This is a genomic window from Pseudomonas sp. S49, from assembly GCF_009866785.1.
Lineage (GTDB): Bacteria > Pseudomonadota > Gammaproteobacteria > Pseudomonadales > Pseudomonadaceae > Aquipseudomonas.
The window spans coordinates 6,177,032-6,196,997 of sequence record NZ_CP019432.1 but is presented as its reverse complement, the minus strand read 5'-3'; the positions used below and the strand labels follow the sequence as shown (position 1 = coordinate 6,196,997).

The following is a 19,966-nucleotide window of genomic DNA, read 5'->3' as shown; positions in this document are numbered from 1 at the left end:
GGCAATCGGGTCGGTCAGGCACTGCGCTGTTGGAGCGCTTGGGCTACCGATGGGTTCCCGGCGCACCGGGATTGCGTAGTCAGAAACCGTCGATTCCGGCGGCACGTAAGGTTTCGCTCAAGGCCAGTACCTGCGGGTCGCGAAAGAATGCGCTCAATTGCGCTGCGCGTCCCGGGCCGTTACCGGCTTCGGCCTGCCATTGTTCGGTGTCGCGTTGTGCCAGCGCCTGCCACGAGTCAGGCAGGTGTGCCTGACCGCTTGGCGGTAAGCCCAAGGCTTTGAGCCACTGGGCGAAGGGCCGTTGGCGGGCGCTGTGAAAACTGTGCATCAGGCGTTCGCTGCTGCGCTCGCCGAAGCCGGCAATGTTAGCAAGCTCTGACGCGTCGAGGGTCAACCAATCCAGCAGGTTGTTCACACGGCGTGTTTCGAGAAGTTTCTCCCAGGTACCACGACCGACATGCTGCATCGCCAGCCCTTGCTTACCGCTGAGCCAGCTCAAGCGGGCGAGAAACTGGCTTTCACAACCGGGGGTCGGTTGCCAGCAGCTCAAGGTGTGGAAGTCCTCTGCGTCGGGGATATCGATATCTGTGCGTTCGCTGGTGCGCAGTACAACACTGTCGAGCCGAGGAATGGTCAGACCGGCGAGGCTGATTGCCACTTGATCTCCCGGGCGAATGTCCAGCTCTTGCCAGCGTTTCAGCGAACTGGCGCTGACCCGTTTGATCTCCCGGTCATCGAGCATGACCGGGGTCAACTCGATCACCGGTGTGATGCGGCCAGTGCGACCAATCTTGAAGTTGACCTTGCGAACTTCGGCCAACGCTTGCGCAAACGGGTATTTCCAGGCGATCGCCCAGTACGGTGCGCGAGCCTGCCAGCGTTCGGCGGGCGGGCGCTGACTCTGGCGCAACACCACGCCGTCGGTAGCAAAGGGTAAAGGCGAGCGATACCAATGGTCGCGCCATTTTTGTGCCTCTGCGAAGTCGCTGGCGGGCTGGCTGTACGGTTCAGTCTTGGCAAAGCCCAGCGCTGCCAATCGTGAAATCCGTTCGGGCAAATCCAAAGGCCCTTGCGGCCAGTCCCAAACGAACAGTCCGATCCCGGCAGCCTGTTCTGCCGTGAAGGATTTGCGGTTCATCAGTCCGGCAACGGCGGCACGGGCGTTGACGCTGCCGGATCGGGCTTGCACGTGTTCATTCAAGCGCCAATAGAGCTCCCCTTGAACCAGCAGATCCAGCGGCTGCGTCAGGCGTTGAGGTATGGCGTTGATTCTTTGCGCTGAAGTCGTCCAGTCCTGTCCGCTGATCCCGTCACCGCGACTGATGGCTTGTTGCAACATCCCTTGGCGATAAACCAGCGTCACTGCCACGCCATCGACTTTGGGTTGAACCCAGACGTCCTGACGATCTCGTAGCCATGCTTGCACGGCCTCGGCTTTATGGATTTTATCCAGACCGGTATGGGCGATGGGGTGGGTGACTGTGCCTGAAGCCGTGCGCAAAGGTTCGACGGGCGAGGGTAGCCTGAAGCATTCACGCCATGCGCTCAGGCGTTGGAGTGACTGGTCGTAGAGTTCGTCGGCGATCAGTGAGCGGCCTTCGCGGTGATAGGCGTCGTCCCATTGGTTGATCTGTTTTTGCAGGGCGGCGATTTCGCTTTTTGCTTGAGTGGCCGGCCATTTCGGGCAATCGGCGTGGGTGTTGAGGGCCGTACAGGCGGTGAGAAAAATCAACAGCAGGCGCAGTGTGACAAGCATTGTGAGCGTCCTTGCTCAGGGGGAATGCTTGAAGGTTAGAAGACGATTGGGGGCTTGGCAGGTGGGGTGTTTTGCGGGGTGTGTCTGGTCGGGAAGTGATGTTGGTCCGGCTGGCCTCTTCGCGAGCAGGCTCGCTCCCACAGGGAGGTATTTCAGGCATGAAAAAGCCCCGCACGGCGCGAACCGTGCGGGGCTTTTTGTGCAGCCGGGAAAGGCTTACAGACCAGCAGCAGAACGCAGAGCGTCGGCGCGGTCGGTTTTTTCCCAGGTGAACGTGGTGAAGGTGTCTTCGCCAACGGTCTTGGTCTCTGGCGCGCGACCGAAGTGGCCGTACGCTGCAGTTTCCTGGTACATCGGGTGCAGCAGGTCGAGCATGGTGGTGATTGCGTATGGACGCAGGTCGAACACTTCACGCACCAGTTTGATGATCTTGTCATCGCTGATCTTGCCGGTGCCGAAGGTGTTCAGCGAGATCGAGGTAGGCTGAGCCACACCGATCGCGTAGGAAACCTGGATCTCGCAACGCTCGGCCAGGCCGGCAGCGACGATGTTCTTGGCAACGTAACGGCCAGCGTAGGCAGCCGAACGGTCAACCTTCGATGGATCTTTACCGGAGAACGCGCCGCCGCCGTGACGGGCCATGCCGCCGTAGCTGTCGACGATGATCTTGCGACCGGTCAGACCGCAGTCACCTACCGGGCCGCCAATGATGAACTGGCCGGTCGGGTTGATGTGGAACTGGGTGTCTTTGCTCAGCAGTTCGGCAGGCAGTACGTGCTTGACGATCAGCTCCATCACGCCTTCGCGCAGGTCTTTGTACGACACTTCCGGGTTGTGCTGGGTCGACAGAACAACCGCGTCGATACCGACAACCTTGCCGCCTTCGTAACGGCACGTCACTTGCGACTTGGCGTCTGGACGCAGCCAAGGCAGCAGACCCGATTTACGGGCTTCGGCCTGGCGCTGCACCAGCTGGTGCGAGAAGGTGATCGGGGCTGGCATCAAAACGTCGGTTTCGTTGCTGGCGTAGCCGAACATCAGGCCCTGGTCGCCGGCGCCCTGATCTTCAGGCTTGGCACGGTCAACACCCTGGTTGATGTCTGGGGACTGCTTGCCGATGATGTTCATCACGCCGCAAGTCGCGCCGTCGAAGCCGACTTCGGAGCTGGTGTAGCCGATGTCGCAAATCACGTCACGAACGATCTGCTCCAGGTCGACCCAGGCGCTGGTGGTCACTTCACCGGCAACGATGGCCACACCGGTCTTGACCAGAGTTTCCACAGCAACGCGTGCGTGTTTGTCCTGGGCAATAATGGCGTCCAGCACCGCATCGGAAATCTGGTCGGCGATTTTGTCCGGATGTCCTTCGGACACGGACTCGGAGGTGAAGAGGGAGTATTCGCTCATCTCGATGTTTTCCTGAATTTACCGATGGTGAGTGTCGCCAGCCGGTCGCTGAAAATGGCGGACCTGGATCTGGAAACCATTACGTAAGCCTACATAGAGGCTTTCCCCGGGAACGAGTCCCGCAGCGGTGGCCCAACGGGCCAAATCGTCCTGTTCAAACCCCAACCACAGATCACCGCAGGCCTCCCTGGCCCAACTCTGGTTGTGGCTACATAACTCTGTCACGAGCAGGCTACCGCCCGGTTGCAGCAGGTCGGCCATGTGCCTGAGCGCATCGGCCGGCGCGGCGAAATGGTGCAACACCATGTTCAACACTACGCAATCGGCCTGAAGGCTTGTGCCATTCAATGCATCGGCCAATTGCAGGCTGACGTTAGCCAGCTGTTCACGTTCACACACCTGACGCGCCAGTTCGAGCATCGCCGGGCTGTTGTCCAGCGCGGTTACGGTGCCGAAGCGGCGGGCCAGTTCCGGCAGAAAAGCACCATCGCCGGGGCCGACTTCAATGGCCGTGGCTGCACCATTGAAGTTCAGTTTGTCGAGCAGGGCCAGCACGCTGTCACGGTATTGCGGCAGGCCTGCGATCAAGTCTTGCTGGGCACGGAATTTCTCCGCCACCCGGGCGAAAAAGTCCTGACTGGCTGCGGCACGCTGGCCGTGAACCTGCTCGATGCGCGCTTGCACGTCGTCAGGCAGATCCAGATTGTCGACTTCTTCTAACAATGCAGCGTGCAACTTGCCGCCGAGCAGTTCGGTGTGGGGCAGGGCGCGGCGATAGAAAATCGCGTTGCCTTCGCGGCGTGTCGCCACCAGGTCGGCTTGTGCCAGTACCTTGAGGTGATGACTCATGCCGGACTGGCCGATGCCGAAGATCTGCGCCAACTCCAGAACACCGAACGAATCGTTGGCCAATGCGCGCAGTACATTCAGCCGCAACGGATCGCCGCCGGCCTTGCACAGGGCCGCCAGCTCGTCGCAATCGTCATGGCGAATGGAAGGCACGCGTAAATTCATAGGGCCGCAGTCTAGAGACGGGGGGAATTCATCGCAAGGCCAATATCAAAAAGTTTTGATATTGCTCGATAAATGGCACTTCTCACCAAGCGGTTAACTCTACAAACGAGTAGCGGAAAGGTTTCACCAACAGAAAGCGCCGCTATCCATTGGAAAAACGCCCCCCGATGACTATCTGTCATTGCCCCGAGGCGCTCCGGTGAGGGAAAATGCCCTCCTTTTTTCCGTTTCGACTTACCAGAACCCAGGAGATCAGCGATGCCTAGCCGTCGTGAGCGTGCCAACGCCATTCGTGCCCTCAGCATGGATGCCGTGCAAAAAGCCAACAGCGGCCATCCCGGTGCCCCAATGGGTATGGCAGATATTGCCGAAGTGCTTTGGCGCGACTACCTCAAGCACAACCCGAGCAATCCATCGTTCGCCGACCGTGACCGCTTCGTGCTGTCCAACGGCCATGGCTCGATGTTGATCTACTCGCTGCTGCACCTGACCGGTTACGACCTGTCGATCGAAGACCTCAAGCAGTTCCGTCAACTGCACAGCCGCACCCCGGGCCACCCGGAATTCGGTTACACCCCGGGCGTTGAAACCACCACCGGCCCGTTGGGTCAGGGCCTGGCCAACGCTGTAGGCTTCGCTCTGGCTGAAAAGGTTCTGGGCGCGCAGTTCAACCGTCCTGGCCACGACATCGTCGACCACCACACCTACGTATTCCTGGGTGATGGCTGCATGATGGAAGGCATTTCCCACGAAGTCGCTTCCCTGGCCGGTACGCTGGGTCTGGGCAAGCTGATCGCGTTCTACGATGACAACGGCATCTCCATCGACGGCGAAGTCGAAGGCTGGTTCACCGATGACACCCCGAAGCGTTTCGAAGCCTACAACTGGCAAGTGATCCGCAACGTTGACGGTCACGACCCGGAAGAGATCAAGACCGCCATCGAAACCGCGCGCAAGAGCCCGCTGCCGACCCTGATCTGCTGCAAGACCACCATCGGTTTCGGTTCGCCGAACAAGCAGGGCAAAGAAGACTGCCACGGCGCTCCACTGGGTGACGCAGAAATCGCCCTGACCCGTCAGGCGCTGAACTGGAGCCACGGTCCGTTCGAAATCCCGGCCGACATCTATGCCGAGTGGGATGCCAAGGAAAAAGGTCGCGCAACCGAAGCCGAGTGGGATCAGCGTTTCGCTGCCTACTCCGCTGCGTTCCCGACCGAAGCCAACGAACTGGTGCGTCGCCTGAGCGGTGAGCTGCCAGCTGACTTCTCGGAAAAAGCTTCTGCTTACATCGCTGAAGTTGCGGCCAAAGGCGAAACCATCGCCAGCCGTAAAGCCAGCCAGAACACCCTGAACGCGTTCGGCCCATTGCTGCCGGAACTGCTCGGCGGTTCGGCTGACCTGGCCGGTTCCAACCTGACCCTGTGGAAAGGTTGCAAGGGCGTCAGCGCTGAAGATGCCAGCGGCAACTACATGTACTACGGCGTGCGCGAATTCGGCATGACCGCAATCATGAACGGCGTCACCCTGCACGGCGGCCTGGTGCCTTACGGCGCGACCTTCCTGATGTTCATGGAATACGCGCGCAACGCCGTGCGCATGTCCGCGCTGATGAAGAAGCAGGTCATCCACGTCTACACCCACGACTCCATCGGTCTGGGCGAAGACGGCCCGACGCACCAGCCGATCGAGCAGCTGACGAGCCTGCGTACCACACCGAACCTCGACACCTGGCGTCCAGCCGATGCCGTTGAATCGGCCGTGGCCTGGAAAAACGCTCTGGAGCGCAAGGACGGCCCATCGGCGCTGATCTTCTCGCGTCAGAACCTGCAGCACCAGGAACGCGATGCCGGCCAGATTGCCGACATCAGCCGTGGCGGTTACGTGCTGAAGGACTGCGCAGGCGAGCCTGAGCTGATCCTGATTTCGACCGGTTCGGAAGTCGGTCTGGCTGTTCAGGCTTTCGACAAGCTGACCGAGCAGGGCCGCAAAGTGCGCGTGGTTTCCATGCCGTGCACCAGCGTGTTCGATGCTCAGGACGCCGGCTACAAGCAAGCCGTGCTGCCGTTGCAGGTCAGCGCACGTATCGCGATCGAAGCGGCTCACGCCGACTTCTGGTTCAAGTACGTGGGTCTGGAAGGTCGCGTGATCGGCATGACCACTTACGGCGAATCGGCTCCGGCTTCGGCACTGTTCGAAGAGTTCGGCTTCACCCTGGAAAACATCCTGGGTCAGGCTGAAGAGCTGCTGGAAGACTGATCCAGAAAAGATGTCGTCTGAGCTGACGCCTTCGCGAGCAGGCTCGCTCCCACAGGGAAATGCATTCCAATGTGGGAGCGAGCCTGCTCGCGAAAGTGTTGGTTCAGGCAACATCGCACTGCCTGATTCACCACGGTAATCGAGAACCCCATGCCTCAACCGCGTCCCTTCAAAGTTGCACTCAACGGCTACGGCCGCATTGGTCGTTGCGTCTTGCGTGCGTTGTTTGAGCGAGGCGAGAAAGCCGGGTTTGAAATTGTCGCGATCAACGATCTGGCGGACATGGCCAGTATTGAATACCTGACACGCTTCGACTCCACCCACGGCCGTTTTCCCGGCGAGGTGCGAGTAGAAGGCGACTGTCTGCATATTAATGGCGATTGCGTGAAGGTTCTGCGCAGTGCCACTCCCGAAGGCATCGATTGGGCGTCACTCGGCGTCGATCTGGTGCTCGAATGCTCCGGTGCCTATAACACCCGTGCCGACGGCCAGCGCTTTCTCGACGCCGGCGCGCCACGCGTGTTGTTCTCGCAGCCAATGGCCAGCGACGCGGATGTCGACGCCACCATCGTTTACGGCGTCAATCAGGATTGCCTGACCGGTGACGAACTGCTGGTGTCCAACGCCTCCTGCACCACCAACTGCGGCGTGCCGCTGTTGCGCTTGCTCGACAAGGCCATCGGCCTCGATTACGTGTCGATCACCACGATTCACTCGGCGATGAACGATCAGCCAGTGATCGACGCTTATCACCACGAAGACCTGCGCCGCACCCGTTCGGCGTTCCAGTCGGTGATCCCGGTGTCCACTGGTCTGGCGCGGGGTATCGAGCGCCTGCTGCCGGAACTTGCCGGGCGAATTCAGGCCAAAGCCGTACGCGTGCCGACGGTCAACGTGTCCTGCCTCGACATCACGATGCAGACCGCCACGGCGACTGACGCCAACGAGGTCAACCGGATTCTGCGCGAAGCCGCCACCAGCGGACCGCTCAAAGGCTTGCTGGCTTACACCGAGTTGCCGCACGCCAGCTGTGATTTCAACCATGACCCACATTCGGCCATCGTCGATGCCAGTCAGACCCGTGTTTCCGGCCCCAAGCTGGTGAACATCCTGGCCTGGTTCGACAACGAGTGGGGTTTTGCCAACCGAATGCTGGACGTTGCAGAACACTATCTGCAAACAGCAACTTCAAAAAAACCGTAGGAAGTGCGACCCATGACCGTGTTGAAGATGTCCGACCTCGATCTGCAAGGTAAGCGCGTATTGATCCGCGAAGACCTCAACGTCCCAGTCAAGGACGGTGTTGTCACCAGCGATGCGCGTATCCTGGCTTCGCTGCCGACCATCAAGCTGGCCCTGGAAAAAGGCGCGGCCGTGATGGTCTGCTCGCACCTTGGCCGTCCGACCGAAGGCGAGTTCTCCGCCGAGAACAGCCTCAAGCCTGTCGCTGACTATCTGAGCAAGGCCTTGGGCCGCGAAGTGCCGCTGGTGGCTGATTACCTGGGCGGTGTTGACGTCAAGGCCGGCGACATCGTGCTGTTCGAAAACGTGCGCTTCAACAAAGGCGAGAAAAAGAACGCTGACGAACTGGCCCAGCAATACGCCGCCCTGTGCGACGTATTCGTGATGGACGCGTTCGGCACCGCTCACCGCGCCGAAGGGTCGACCCACGGCGTGGCCAAGTTCGCCAAAGTCGCCGCTGCTGGCCCACTGCTGGCCGCTGAACTGGACGCACTGGGCAAAGCCCTTGGCGCACCGGCTCAGCCAATGGCGGCCATTGTTGCCGGCTCCAAGGTGTCGACCAAACTCGACGTGCTGAACAGCCTGAGCCAGATCTGCGATCAACTGATCGTCGGCGGCGGCATCGCCAACACCTTCCTCGCGGCGGCCGGTCACCCGGTTGGCAAGTCGCTGTACGAACCGGACCTGCTCGACACCGCACGCGCCATCGCTGCCAAAGTCAGTGTGCCGCTGCCGGTTGACGTCGTGGTTGCCAAAGAATTCGCCGAAACCGCCGAAGCCACCGTCAAACTGATCGCTGACGTCGCGGCTGACGACATGATTCTGGACATCGGCCCGCAAACCGCAGCCAATTTCGCCGAACTGCTGAAATCGTCGAAAACCATTCTGTGGAACGGTCCGGTCGGCGTGTTCGAGTTCGACCAGTTCGGTAACGGCACCAAAGTACTGGCGCAAGCCATCGCTGAAAGCTCGGCATTCTCGATTGCTGGCGGTGGCGACACTCTGGCCGCGATCGATAAATATGGCGTGGCTGAGCAAATCTCCTACATTTCCACCGGCGGTGGCGCGTTCCTCGAATTCGTCGAGGGCAAAGTGCTGCCAGCCGTTGAAGTCCTGGAAAGCCGGGCCAAGGCCTGAGGCCGCCCGTTTGGCCAGGCAAAGGAGTGTTTTCATGGTCAAGTCGTTAGCGCTGTTGTTGCTGACCGGTACGCTGGCGGCCTGCGGGAGTAACCCGAAGGCCGAAGCCACGCCGGCACCGAGCGAGTCGCAGAAGGGCTGTTATCAGGCCGACTGGCAGGCCGAAACCAACCCGGTGCTGAACAAGCGCTCGGGGCCGGACGGCCTGGACAAATACGAGACGCAAACCCCGGCCAAGGAACATGGTTGTCCTTGACGGGTCTGACTCTTTAACTCAGGGCTGGCGGCGTGTGCTGTCAGTCGAGGAACACGGATGAAAGGCTTGATCGCCATTGCGGCGTTGGCATTGTTGGGCGGTTGCGCGCAGTTGAACCTGTTTCAGTCGTCTGCTCCGGCGGATAACTGGACGACCTGGACCTGCGACAGCCAGGCCAAAGTGCTGTGGCGCTACGCCGATGCTGGCCAGAAAGAAGTCGACGTACGACTGGGTGGCGGTGATCAGGTCTATCGCCTGAAAGAAGAGCCAGGCGCTTCGGGCACGCTGTACAGCGACGGCATGTTGGCGTTTCACGTCAAGGGAGAGGAAGGCCTGGTGTACTGGGTCGCCACCAATGACCTGATCGGCCGCGGCTGCAAAGCGCAGTAATTGACACACCACAGTTCTAATGTGGGAGCGAGCCTGCTCGCGAAAGCGGTCTGACAGGCACTGCATCAGCGACTGCAAGATTGCTTTCGCGAGCAGGCTCGCTCCCACAGGGGTTCTGTGTAGCTCTCAGGATTTTGCTTTATCGAATCACCAGACCGGGCCTCAACCCCCGATCTGCAATCACTTGAATAGCCGCCGCCGCTCCGGCAGGCTGGCACGATTAACGACCCTCAACCGGGAGAGACACACACAATGGCACTTATCAGCATGCGCCAGATGTTGGACCACGCAGCCGAATACGGCTACGGCGTTCCAGCCTTCAACGTCAACAACCTTGAGCAGATGCGCGCCATCATGGAAGCCGCTGACAAGACTGACTCCCCGGTGATCGTCCAGGCTTCGGCCGGCGCTCGCAAATACGCCGGCGCGCCTTTCCTGCGTCACCTGATCCTCGCCGCGATCGAAGAATTCCCGCACATCCCGGTGTGCATGCACCAGGACCACGGCACCAGCCCTGACGTCTGCCAGCGCTCGATCCAGCTGGGCTTCAGCTCGGTAATGATGGACGGCTCGCTGGGCGAAGACGGCAAGACCCCGACCGACTACGACTACAACGTCCGTGTTACCCAACAAACCGTGGCCATGGCGCACGCCTGCGGCGTTTCGGTAGAAGGCGAGTTGGGCTGCCTGGGTTCGCTGGAAACCGGCATGGCCGGTGAAGAAGACGGCATCGGCGCCGAAGGCGTTCTGGATCACAGCCAAATGCTGACCGACCCGGAAGAAGCCGCTGACTTCGTCAAACGCACCCAGGTCGATGCCCTGGCCATCGCCATCGGCACCAGCCACGGCGCCTACAAGTTCACCAAGCCACCTACCGGTGACGTGCTGGCAATCGACCGCATCAAGGAAATCCACAAACGCATCCCGAACACCCACCTGGTGATGCACGGTTCCTCGTCGGTGCCACAAGAGTGGCTGGCGATCATCAACCAGTACGGCGGCGACATCAAAGAAACCTACGGCGTCCCGGTTGAAGAAATCGTCGAAGGCATCAAGCACGGCGTGCGCAAGGTCAACATCGACACCGACCTGCGCCTGGCCTCCACCGGTGCGATGCGTCGCCTGATGGCCACCAACCCGAGCGAATTCGACCCGCGTAAATTCTTCGGCGCGACTGTGACGGCGATGCGTGATGTGTGTATCGCTCGTTATGAAGCGTTCGGCACTGCCGGTAATGCTTCGAAGATCAAACCGATCTCGCTGGAAGCCATGTACCAGCGTTATCTGAAAGGTGAGTTGAACGCCAAGGTTAACTGAGCCTGAGCGTTGAACTGCTTTAAAAGAAACCCGCCGTGAGGCGGGTTTTTTGTGGGTGAAATGTTTGGTGGTGATACTTGGGAATCCATACTTGAAATGTCACCTATAGTGAACTTTAATGATTTTTATCAGCTTAAAGTACGGTATGGGTGACATTTTGATCCTGAGCAATCCTGCGATTTTCGCCGAACGCATTCGTCAGCTGCGGAAAGCCAAGGGCTACAGCCAGCTAATGCTAGCGCACAAGGCCAAATGCAGTCGCAAGACCATTATCGATCTTGAGGCCGGTGAAAACGTCGCTTTTTATACCGTGTTCCGGGTGATTGCCGCGTTGGGCATGGCGCTTGAAATCGTCGACAACCGAATCGATCTCAAGTCGCTTGCCGATCTGGTAGAGCATGATGAATAAGGTCAAACGACTCAACGTCGTTACGCCGCAAGGCTGCGCGGGCGAGCTATCAAAAGGTTCGCAGTTCTCGTTTGCCTACCAGACGGCAGAAGCGTCTCGGGAAGTCTCGTTGGTCATGCCTTATGACCCGACACCTTCGGTGAGCAATGTGCTGCACCCGATCTTCGATATGAATGTGCCGGAGGGTTTTCTGGCCGATCAAATCAAGCGCCGGATGGCCAAGCATATGCAGGTCGATGAAATGCGTTTGCTCTCGGTCATTGGCGGCAATCAGATTGGTCGCCTCATCTATGAAAATCCGACTGAGCCACCTAGCGCCGTGCGTGCCCAGGTCGGTTTACAAGACATTCTGTCTGCCGACGCCTCTCAGGGTGTTTTCAACTTTCTGGTTGAAACCTACTTTGAGTCGGGTATTTCCGGAGTGCAGCCCAAGGTACTGGTGCCTGACCTGGACAAACTCACCGGTAGCCGAAAAACCATGCTCAGTTCTGACCTCATCGTCAAATCAGGAGCCGAGGAGTATGAGCACTTGGCCCAGAACGAGTTTCTGTGTCTGGAGGCGGCGAGGCTGGCAGGATTGGAAACGCCACCGTTCTGGCTTTCCGAGAGCGGTGAGCTGTTTGTCATGGAGCGGTTTGACCTGACGGCGTCCGGCCGACTCGGTTTCGAAGACATGGCGGTGCTGTTGGGTCTGAACAAAGATCCTCACGACAATTACAAGTATTCGCAGAGCTATGAAACCCTCGCGGCTGTCATCCGCCAGGTATGTCGCCATGCCGAACCGATACGAGAGCTGGAGCGATACTTTTCGTCAGTCTGCCTTTCGGTGATGGTGCGTAATGGCGATGCACATTTGAAGAACTTCGGCGTGATATACACGCAACCGGCGGCTCCAGAAACCGTGCAGTTGGCCCCGATATACGATGTTACGACCACCACGGTCTATGAAAACTACAACCCGAAGTCCGGGCGTTCACTGGTTGACCGTACCCTGGCAATCAAAATGAATAAAACCAAAGACTACCCGGATCGCCAGCAACTGATCGAGTTCGGCCGCAAACACTGCGCGGTGGATAGGCCGGCATTGATCGTCGACCGGATAGCTGAGGCAATGAGTCAGGCACTGACTGCTCATCGGTCCCGGGTGGATGCTGAATTGTTTGCGGGGATGCAACGCGAATGGGATGTCGGACGTACAGTCGCCTTGAACGACTCGGTTGGGTCGGGGTTGAAGCGTAAGCCTGTATTGGGAGATAGCAACGGTTAGCTACGCTTTAACGCTTATTGCTATTCAGGAACCCGCCGTGAGGCGGGTTTTTTGTGGGCGGTTATTCCTTCAGTTCGACATGATCCAGCGCCTGATTCACCGCCAGTTCACCGAGCATGACCACTTGCGCAATGCCCAGCGCAGTCTTGCGGTGTGAGGTGTCGAGCATGGCGGCGAAGTTGTTGAGCATTTCGCTGGCTGAACCCAGGGTCTCGCTGGCGTTGGCCAGCAGGGATTCGGTGTTGTACTTCGGGTTGGCGAGGTACATGGGTTCGGGTTTATGTGTGCTGGCCATGATGAAGGCTGACGGTTTGAGGTAATGGTCGAGGGCGCGCTCGGCGGCGTCGTTGAGTTTTTTGGAATCGAGGGATTCGTAGGGGGATGCGGGATCTGTTTCTGGCGGGTGCGGCGTTGATTTGATCATGTTTCGTCTCCGGTAAATGGAGCCGACACCGGATCGCTACTAAACGAAGAGGGTGGCAGCTGAACGCAGGTTAGTAGACCGGGGAGACGCGACCGGCGCACCCGAAGGCGCCCTGCGTACAGCTGCCATCAAGCGCGGGTTATGCCCGACTGAATGGTGCCAATGCGCATCGCGTAACCACGGGCTACTAAACCCGATCACTGGAAATCAGTGACGCGAATCAAGTTACCGATGGCCCGCCAGGCGCACAAGCCGGCGGATTCTGGCGTAGTGGTAGGCAACGACGCAAGCTGTTGTAGGCATCCGGAAGTAACTGCTGACAGATCTAAACAGCGCTGTTTAAAGGCTGGATGTAAAAACGACTCAACCGAGCATTCAAAGCTTCAACTGAACGAATAACCCACCGTAAAGCGGTGCCTCCGCACTTGAATGAGTGCAGTGAATTGACAGGGGAGAAAGCTTCTCTTTCAAGTGATAACCGGTCAGGGCGTGGCGCCCGCCTCCCGTCGCATGAGCGCGAATGGCACTGAGTGTCGGATAACCTCTCAAGCAGTCTATTTCTCCTTGCCAGCTATCTTTTGCATCGGCGTTGTCGGTCATAAGCCAAACGTCGGTGTAGGTACTGTCTCGGTGGTAATAAGACCCTGCAAAAGAATAAATCTGAGTGTGTTCTTTCAGCGGTACCCACATCTGGCCGTCGTTGGCATTTACGCGGGTGATATCTATGCAAAAGCTGTTGTCGTCGTTACAGAATTTTCCGATTGGGCCAGGCATTGGATGGTTGATGTACCAGCCAACGTAACCTGCGTGGAGAGTTGTCGACGACTGTAAAACCTGACAGGTTCTTATATTGATTTGGAATGCTTTTGATGACTTTAAGTCGTTTTTGTGACGAGGTTATTTTTTTAGTTAGTTGAGTTTGGTTGTTATGGCTTGTGGATTATATCCAATAGGTATAAAGACCTGTCAGATATGACAGGTGTCTATATTTTGTTGAAGGCTTAAAGTAACGGCTCACTTCTTTTTCAGGATGCACAAAATGCCAAGGGATGAGCGAACCAATGCGGACGCTGTAGGTAAAGTTTACCTGTCGTTGAAGACTTTCGAGGGTGAAGAGTTTACATACGCAGTTGTGGGTAGAGAGTTTTTTTTCCGAGATGGAGATCATTTCCACTTTAAAGCATATTTTGATTTGGGAGGGCACAATTTCTATATTGGTTCCCAAATAAAAATGAATGCCGCGACCAATGTGGCTCACAAGCTTGGCGAACTTGGAACGGTAGCATTTGCTCACCTGGAATTGGATCGTAATGACAACGATAAACAAGCCGAGGGTATTATTTATCTGACAAAAAACGGACCTTATCCGCAGGGAGTACTCAGTTGGTATGAAGATGGTGCGTTTTCTGTATCAGCGGTTTTTGATTTTTCTGAAACTTGATATTGCATGGCTTATGCGGCATTAAAACCAAGCGGCAGACTTCTTTAGTCTGCCGTTTTATTTCATCATCGACCCCGTGCGTTCAAGTAGCAAACACCTTACTTATCATGATCGATATCAAGTTTGGAGAAGGTCACTTGCCCACCCTCACTCGTATACCCGGTGTTGTCCTGCACATAAACCCCAGCCTTGAAATACAGCGGCTTATTCCGCCACGTCGCACTGATCTGTGAATCCCACTGATAACCCGCCGCACTGACACCCAACGCACCGCCAGGACTCAGGTGAATAAGGTAGTTGAATTCGCGATCCAGTTTGACCCCGGTGGCGAGGGTGATGACGCGGCTTTCGTCGTCATCCGGATGCATGCGCACCTTGATCACCAGGTTGCCGGTTTCAGTTTTGGTCTTGTACTGATATTCGAGTTTGACCATCGGCTTCTGGCTTTCATAAGCGTGAATCTGGCCGATGACGATCTTGCCGGAGCTGGGCACCTTATTAACCGTGAGGGTCGCCCGCAGCAGGTTGTCCGCGTCCGGGTAATACCAGTTGCGCAGCGTGCCGTTGCTGTAGGTTTCGCGCAGTTCGGTGCGCGGGTAGATGGCGTTTTCGGTTTTTGACCCGGTAACCGGTGACCAGAAGAACAAGGTGCCGGTGTCGGAATGGAAGTACTGATCTTTGAAGCCGTTCACCAGTTTGGAGGTTTCGACGGTGTATGGCGGGCTGCCAACGGGAACGCTGAGGTTCCAGGTTGCGAGATCGATCATGTCGGTTCTTCCACTCAAGTTTCACTGCACGTACGTGCCAGAAGCTCTAGCCCGCACGTTTTGGGGCGGCCTTTATAAGCGTAGAGGGAAAATTTGTTAACGCCCGTTTGGCAGATGATTGACGTCAACATCCTGTCGAAATGCCATCTCTGCCGGTTTCCGGGGGCTTCAGCGGTGACCGTTAGTCGGCAAACTCACGCTTTGGTTAAATGATGGCCTGATGACAGCTTCTGCTTTCTTGGATCCAGTACTAGAGTGAAGGCTCAGTGTGTGTGCGGTTTTTACCGGCAACCGACCAAAAGTCCCGACAAGAGAAGCAGCATGGAATGCGCGCAACCCCCGCCAGGTGAAGGCAGCTCTGTCCTTTTGATCGTTGATGATTACCCTGAAAATCTGATCAGCATGCGCGCGTTGCTGCAACGTCAGGATTGGCACGTCCTCACCGCAGCCTCCGGTTTCGAAGCGCTCAATATTCTGCTCTCGCATGACGTCGACCTGGTGCTGCTGGACGTGCAGATGCCGGGCATGGACGGCTTTGAAGTGGCGCGGCTGATGCGTGGCAGCCAGCGCACGCGCCTGACGCCGATTATCTTTCTGACCGCCAACGAGCAATCCCAGGACGCCGTGATCAAGGGCTACGCCAGTGGCGCGGTGGATTACCTGTTCAAGCCGTTCGACCCGCAGATCCTCAAGCCTAAGGTGCAGGCGTTGCTGGAACACCAGCGCAATCGCCGCGCGTTGCAGCGCCTGAGTCATGACCTGGAAGTGGCGCGCGCCTTCAATGCCTCGGTGCTGGATAACGCCGCCGAGGGCATTCTGGTGGTGGGCGAGGACGGTTTGATCCGCTTTGCCAATCCGGCGATTTCGCGGTTGTTGAATGCGCCGGTGAAGGAGCTGGAAGGTAAGGAGTTTCTCGATTTTCTTCAGAAGCCGCACATTCCGCTGTGGGCTGATTCCGAGTTTTATGCCAGCTACAAGCGTGGCGAAACATTAAGACTGCACGATGCCTTGCTGCGCACGGCGCCCGGCCAGCAAGTGCCGGTGGCGCTGTCGTGCGCCGCGCTGCCTTCCGAGCAACACGCGATGGTGGTGACCGTGCTGGACATGTCGGTGGTGCGTCACTTGCACCAACAGCTCGAATTTCAAGCGGTCACCGATCCACTGACCGGGTTGCTCAACCGGCGCGGGTTTTACCAGACGGTTGAGAATCTGCTGCTGCGTGGCGAGCGCAGCGACAGCAGTTGGGTGTTGCTGTATCTGGACCTCGACGGCTTCAAGCGGGTCAACGATTCGCTCGGTCACGATGCCGGCGATCGTGTGCTGCGCTGGGTCTCCGAGCAGTTAAAAGCCTGCCTGCGACCGTTCGACATTCTGGCGCGCATGGGTGGTGATGAATTTACCGCGCTGCTCGATCTGGAATTCCCCGAGCAAGCGGCGAAGATTGCCGAAAAGCTCATTGAACGGGTGTCGATCTGTCAGCAGATCGAAGGGCTGGACATCGCTCTCGGCGCCAGCATCGGCATCGCCACTTACCCGGACTGCGGCTCCAACCTCGACGGATTGCTGCGCGCATCGGACATCGCCATGTACGAAGCCAAGCGCGCCGGGCGTCAGCAATATCGTTTCTATGATCATGAAATGAACGGTCGGGCGCGTTCGCGGCTGATGCTCGAGGAGAGCGTGCGTGCAGCCATCGAAAACCGCGATTTCAACTTGGTGTATCAGCCGCAAGTGGCCATCGACACTGGCCAGATTCGTGGCTTCGAAGCGTTATTGCGCTGGCAGCACCCGAGCGTGGGCGATGTGCCGCCGGGGCTGTTTCTGCCGTTGCTGGAAGAGGCGCGGTTGATCAGTCGCCTCGGCAGCTGGATCTATCATCGTGGCGCCGGCCAGCGCAAAGCCTGGGAAACCCTGTTTGCCGAAGATCTGGTGCTGGGCGTGAGTTTGAGCAACACCCAGTTCAGTCTGCCGAATCTGGTCACCGAGTTGCGGCAAGTCATGGAGCGACATGCCTTGCAGCCCCGGCAGCTGGAGGTCGAGGTCACCGAAGAAGCGCTGATGCAGAATCCCGACGAAACCCGCAAGCAGCTGCGCTTGCTGCGCAATCTCGGTGTGCGCGTGGCGCTGGATGACTTCGGTTCCGGGCCGTGTTCGCTGGCACATCTGCGCGATCTGGAGCTCGATACGCTGAAAATTGATCGCCATCTAATCGCCCGATTGCCGGACTCCCAGCGGGACGCCTCGCTGGTCAGCACGGTCATCAGTCTGTGCAAGCAATACGGTTTGCTGGTGATTGCCGAAGGGGTGGAAACCATCGAGCAATACCAGTGGCTGCAAGCTCACGGCTGTGAATATGTGCAGGGCTTCCTTGTCGCGCGTCCATTGATCGCCGAGGACGCGGTCAGCTTCGCCGAGCCGTTTGACTGGAGCGCGCTGCCCGTTTGAATTCGCTACACTGGCGCACCTTTTTCGAACCGTGTCGCTTGTCCATGACTGTGTTGAAGTACCTCCAGGCCTATCCCGCGCAATTGCAGGACCAGGTACGCCAACTGATCGCCGAAGGGCGGCTGGGTGAATACCTGAATCAACGCTATTCAGGGCGGCACGATGTGCAGAGCGACAAGGCCTTGTACAGCTACGCGCTGGACTTGAAGCAGGAATACCTGCGCAACGCGCCGGCCATCGACAAGGTGCTGTTCGACAACCGCCTCGACCTGACCCACCGCGCCCTCGGTCTGCACACCACTGTGTCGCGGGTGCAGGGCGGCAAGCTCAAGGCCAAGAAAGAGATTCGTATCGCCTCGTTGTTCAAGGACGCCGCGCCGGACTTTCTGAAAATGATCGTCGTGCATGAACTGGCGCACTTCAAGGAATCGGATCACAACAAGGCGTTCTATAAATTGTGCGAGCACATGCTGCCGGGGTATCACCAGGTCGAGTTTGATCTGCGCGTGTACCTGACGTGGCGGGATCTGCAGGCTTAACAGTACGCAACCAGGAAGGTGTGGATGGACGTCAGCAAGACCAAAAGCAGTTTCTACCGCCGCTTGTATGTGGCGTACCTGATCGACAGCGGTCTGGCGCCGAGTGTGCCGACGCTGACCGAAGTGACCGGCATGCCGCGGCGCACGGCGCAGGACACGATTGCCGCGTTGGCGGATCTGGATATCGTTTGTGAGTTCGAGCAGGAAGAGGGCGCGCGCAACCATGCAGGGCGCTATCGGATTCGTGAGTGGGGGGCGATTGATCGCGGGTGGATCGAGCGTAATTTGCGGCAGATCAAGGCTGTTCTGGAGTATCCCTGAGTCCTGCGGCGCCTGAGCTGACGCCTTCGCGAGCAGGCTCGCTCCCACAGTTGGAATGCGTTTCCCTGTGGGAGCGAGCCTGCTCGCGAAGGGGCACTTAAGGGCGACGCATCCCAATGTGCGGAATGTCATCCTCCAGATACTCCTCACCCGCCACGACAAACCCGTACTTGCCGTAATACCCCTGCAAATGCGCCTGCGCCGACAGATAGATCGGCACTTGCGGCCAATGCTTTTCGGCCTGTTTCAACGCCTGTTCCATCATTTCGTGCCCCAGCCCTTTACCGCGCCCTTGCGGTGCGGTAATCACGCGGCCAATCACCACGTCGCCGCCCTGGGATTCCGGATCCAGCAGACGCAGATAGGCCATCAACTGATCATCTTCCCAACCCATCAGGTGATAGGTATCGCCTTCCAGATCCTGACCGTCGAGGTCTGGATAGGCGCATTTCTGTTCGACGACGAACACGTCCGAGCGCAGTTTCAACAGCGCGTACAGCTGCTCCTTGCCCAGATCACTGTGATGTTTGCAGACCCACTCGATTGTCATGTGCCGATTCCTTGAACGTGTCACCGGATACTAAGCGCCTGCGGCAAAGATGTCTTTATGGCGTAAGAGTCTGTGACAAAGGTCAAAATGCCATCATTCCTTTCTCGCAGCCTCGGCGACTTTGTGTAATCTGCTGGAGAGCGCTGTGCACTGGCTGCAATGAGCTAATGTTAGGGCCTGGGTTTTGCCGGTAAGGGGCCTTGGGGTTTTGGCTGAAAACATGCCGGGCAACCTGCCCGCTAAGGATTTTCAAGCATGCCGCGTTTGCATCGAGCCTTTGCTTTGACCGGATTGCTCTTGCTGCCTCAGACCGCTGCAGCGGACAAGCTGCGGCTGGTGTTTGATATCTGGCCACCCTTTACCGACGACACCCTGGTCAACGGCGGCCTGGCCACCGACATTGTCAGCACCGCACTGGCCCGGGCCGGTTATGCCAGCGGCTACGAGCAGGTGCCTTGGGCGCGGGCGCTGCTTGGCGTTGGCGAGGGCCGCTACGATGTATTGGTCAACGCTTGGTACAACGACGAACGGACCAAGTTCGGCCAGTTTTCCGGGGAATACCTGCTCAACCGCATTCGCTTTCTCAAGCGCAAAGACACGCCACTCGAGTATTCCAATCTGCAGCAACTGCACACCTATCCGATCGCTGTGGTGCGCGGTTACGCCTATTCGGCGCCGTTCGATGCCGACACGGCGTTGCAGAAAGTCCCTGTGCATAACTTTGCCATGGCCGTGCGCATGCTCGCGGCGGATCGGGTCAAGCTGACGCTGGAGGATGAGTATGTGGCGAAGTATTACCTGGCGCGGGAATCCGCCAAGGTGCGCAATTCAGTGGAGTTTTTGCCCAAGCCGTTGAGTGAGAACAGCCTGCACATTCTGGTGAGCCTGAAGAATCCGCAGCATGAGCAGATTGTCGCGGGGTTTGATAAGGCGATTGCGGCGATGAAGGCGGATGGGAGTTATGACAAGTTGTTGAGGCAGCATGGGATGTGAGTTTCTGATCCTGAATTTGCTGGGTGTCTGATGGC

20 protein-coding genes are annotated in these 19,966 nt (G+C 58.0%); 13 read left to right on the top strand and 7 right to left on the bottom strand.

All coding sequences use genetic code 11. The features are described 5' to 3' along the window. Positions 1 to 79 precede the first annotated feature (79 nt). From ligB to PspS49_RS27475, 3 genes are all read right to left on the bottom strand, one after another. Positions 80 to 1,756, bottom strand: coding sequence for an NAD-dependent DNA ligase LigB (gene ligB / locus PspS49_RS27485; RefSeq protein WP_160042169.1), 1,677 nt, complete (start codon positions 1,754 to 1,756; stop codon positions 80 to 82). A gap of 216 nt (positions 1,757 to 1,972) precedes the next feature. After that, entirely contained in the window at positions 1,973 to 3,163 is a 1,191-nt protein-coding gene (metK, locus tag PspS49_RS27480; RefSeq protein ID WP_034153622.1) for a methionine adenosyltransferase, read from the bottom strand. 18 nt (positions 3,164 to 3,181) lie between these two features. After that, complete coding sequence (locus PspS49_RS27475; RefSeq protein ID WP_160042167.1) at positions 3,182 to 4,177, bottom strand: metalloregulator ArsR/SmtB family transcription factor; 996 nt, start codon at positions 4,175 to 4,177, stop codon at positions 3,182 to 3,184. Between the two features lie 258 nt (positions 4,178 to 4,435). Between PspS49_RS27475 and tkt the strand changes: the two genes are divergently transcribed. From tkt to PspS49_RS27435, 8 genes are all read left to right on the top strand, one after another. Continuing rightward, positions 4,436 to 6,433 (top strand): transketolase, encoded by a 1,998-nt coding sequence (gene tkt, locus PspS49_RS27470; protein ID WP_127930078.1) that lies wholly within the window; start codon positions 4,436 to 4,438, stop codon positions 6,431 to 6,433. Between the two features lie 150 nt (positions 6,434 to 6,583). Continuing rightward, positions 6,584 to 7,636 (top strand): erythrose-4-phosphate dehydrogenase, encoded by a 1,053-nt coding sequence (gene epd, locus PspS49_RS27465; RefSeq protein ID WP_127930077.1) that lies wholly within the window; start codon positions 6,584 to 6,586, stop codon positions 7,634 to 7,636. Between the two features lie 12 nt (positions 7,637 to 7,648). Next, entirely contained in the window at positions 7,649 to 8,812 is a 1,164-nt protein-coding gene (locus PspS49_RS27460; RefSeq protein ID WP_007913753.1) for a phosphoglycerate kinase, read from the top strand. Positions 8,813 to 8,846: 34 nt separating this feature from the next. After that, a complete protein-coding gene (locus PspS49_RS27455; protein WP_007913756.1) occupies positions 8,847 to 9,068 on the top strand; it encodes a hypothetical protein in 222 nt (73 codons plus the stop codon). Between the two features lie 57 nt (positions 9,069 to 9,125). Beyond that, entirely contained in the window at positions 9,126 to 9,458 is a 333-nt protein-coding gene (locus PspS49_RS27450) for an MliC family protein (protein WP_016987235.1), read from the top strand. A 252-nt stretch (positions 9,459 to 9,710) separates the two neighbouring features. Beyond that, entirely contained in the window at positions 9,711 to 10,775 is a 1,065-nt protein-coding gene (fba, locus tag PspS49_RS27445) for a class II fructose-bisphosphate aldolase (protein WP_160042165.1), read from the top strand. 118 nt (positions 10,776 to 10,893) lie between these two features. Next, complete coding sequence (locus tag PspS49_RS27440; RefSeq protein ID WP_224789358.1) at positions 10,894 to 11,184, top strand: helix-turn-helix domain-containing protein; 291 nt, start codon at positions 10,894 to 10,896, stop codon at positions 11,182 to 11,184. Further along, the gene (locus PspS49_RS27435; RefSeq protein ID WP_160042163.1) at positions 11,177 to 12,451 is read left to right on the top strand and encodes a type II toxin-antitoxin system HipA family toxin; all 1,275 of its coding nucleotides are present in this window, start codon (positions 11,177 to 11,179) and stop codon (positions 12,449 to 12,451) included. Before PspS49_RS27440 ends, PspS49_RS27435 begins: the two co-directional genes overlap by 8 nt. Before the next feature lie 61 nt (positions 12,452 to 12,512). On the opposite strand, the gene PspS49_RS27430 is transcribed toward PspS49_RS27435, so the two are convergent. Both PspS49_RS27430 and PspS49_RS27425 read right to left on the bottom strand, forming a co-directional pair. After that, on the bottom strand, positions 12,513 to 12,875 hold the full coding sequence (locus PspS49_RS27430) for a DUF6124 family protein (RefSeq protein ID WP_034153614.1): 363 nt from the start codon (positions 12,873 to 12,875) through the stop codon (positions 12,513 to 12,515). A 375-nt stretch (positions 12,876 to 13,250) separates the two neighbouring features. Next, a complete protein-coding gene (locus PspS49_RS27425) occupies positions 13,251 to 13,565 on the bottom strand; it encodes a hypothetical protein (protein WP_160042161.1) in 315 nt (104 codons plus the stop codon). Between the two features lie 349 nt (positions 13,566 to 13,914). On the opposite strand from PspS49_RS27425, the gene PspS49_RS27420 reads away from it, so the two are divergent. Continuing rightward, positions 13,915 to 14,316, top strand: a complete 402-nt coding sequence (locus PspS49_RS27420) for a hypothetical protein (RefSeq protein WP_160042159.1) — start codon at positions 13,915 to 13,917, stop codon at positions 14,314 to 14,316. 98 nt (positions 14,317 to 14,414) lie between these two features. Here PspS49_RS27420 and PspS49_RS27415 read toward each other — a convergent pair whose 3' ends face one another. Further along, positions 14,415 to 15,083: a polysaccharide lyase family 7 protein gene (locus tag PspS49_RS27415; RefSeq protein WP_007913770.1), complete on the bottom strand. Its 669-nt coding sequence runs from the start codon at positions 15,081 to 15,083 to the stop codon at positions 14,415 to 14,417. Positions 15,084 to 15,404: 321 nt separating this feature from the next. On the opposite strand from PspS49_RS27415, the gene PspS49_RS27410 reads away from it, so the two are divergent. From PspS49_RS27410 to PspS49_RS27400, 3 genes are read left to right on the top strand one after another with little or no spacing between them, the layout of a single operon-like run. Beyond that, entirely contained in the window at positions 15,405 to 17,528 is a 2,124-nt protein-coding gene (locus PspS49_RS27410) for an EAL domain-containing protein (protein WP_127930072.1), read from the top strand. Between the two features lie 44 nt (positions 17,529 to 17,572). Next, positions 17,573 to 18,067, top strand: coding sequence for a M48 family metallopeptidase (locus PspS49_RS27405; RefSeq protein ID WP_095121442.1), 495 nt, complete (start codon positions 17,573 to 17,575; stop codon positions 18,065 to 18,067). Between the two features lie 24 nt (positions 18,068 to 18,091). Beyond that, complete coding sequence (locus PspS49_RS27400; RefSeq protein WP_007913779.1) at positions 18,092 to 18,388, top strand: winged helix-turn-helix domain-containing protein; 297 nt, start codon at positions 18,092 to 18,094, stop codon at positions 18,386 to 18,388. Between the two features lie 97 nt (positions 18,389 to 18,485). On the opposite strand, the gene PspS49_RS27395 is transcribed toward PspS49_RS27400, so the two are convergent. Then, positions 18,486 to 18,938 (bottom strand): GNAT family N-acetyltransferase, encoded by a 453-nt coding sequence (locus PspS49_RS27395; protein ID WP_127930071.1) that lies wholly within the window; start codon positions 18,936 to 18,938, stop codon positions 18,486 to 18,488. A 255-nt stretch (positions 18,939 to 19,193) separates the two neighbouring features. Between PspS49_RS27395 and PspS49_RS27390 the strand changes: the two genes are divergently transcribed. Continuing rightward, positions 19,194 to 19,931, top strand: a complete 738-nt coding sequence (locus PspS49_RS27390; RefSeq protein WP_160042157.1) for a transporter substrate-binding domain-containing protein — start codon at positions 19,194 to 19,196, stop codon at positions 19,929 to 19,931. Positions 19,932 to 19,966: the final 35 nt, after the last annotated feature.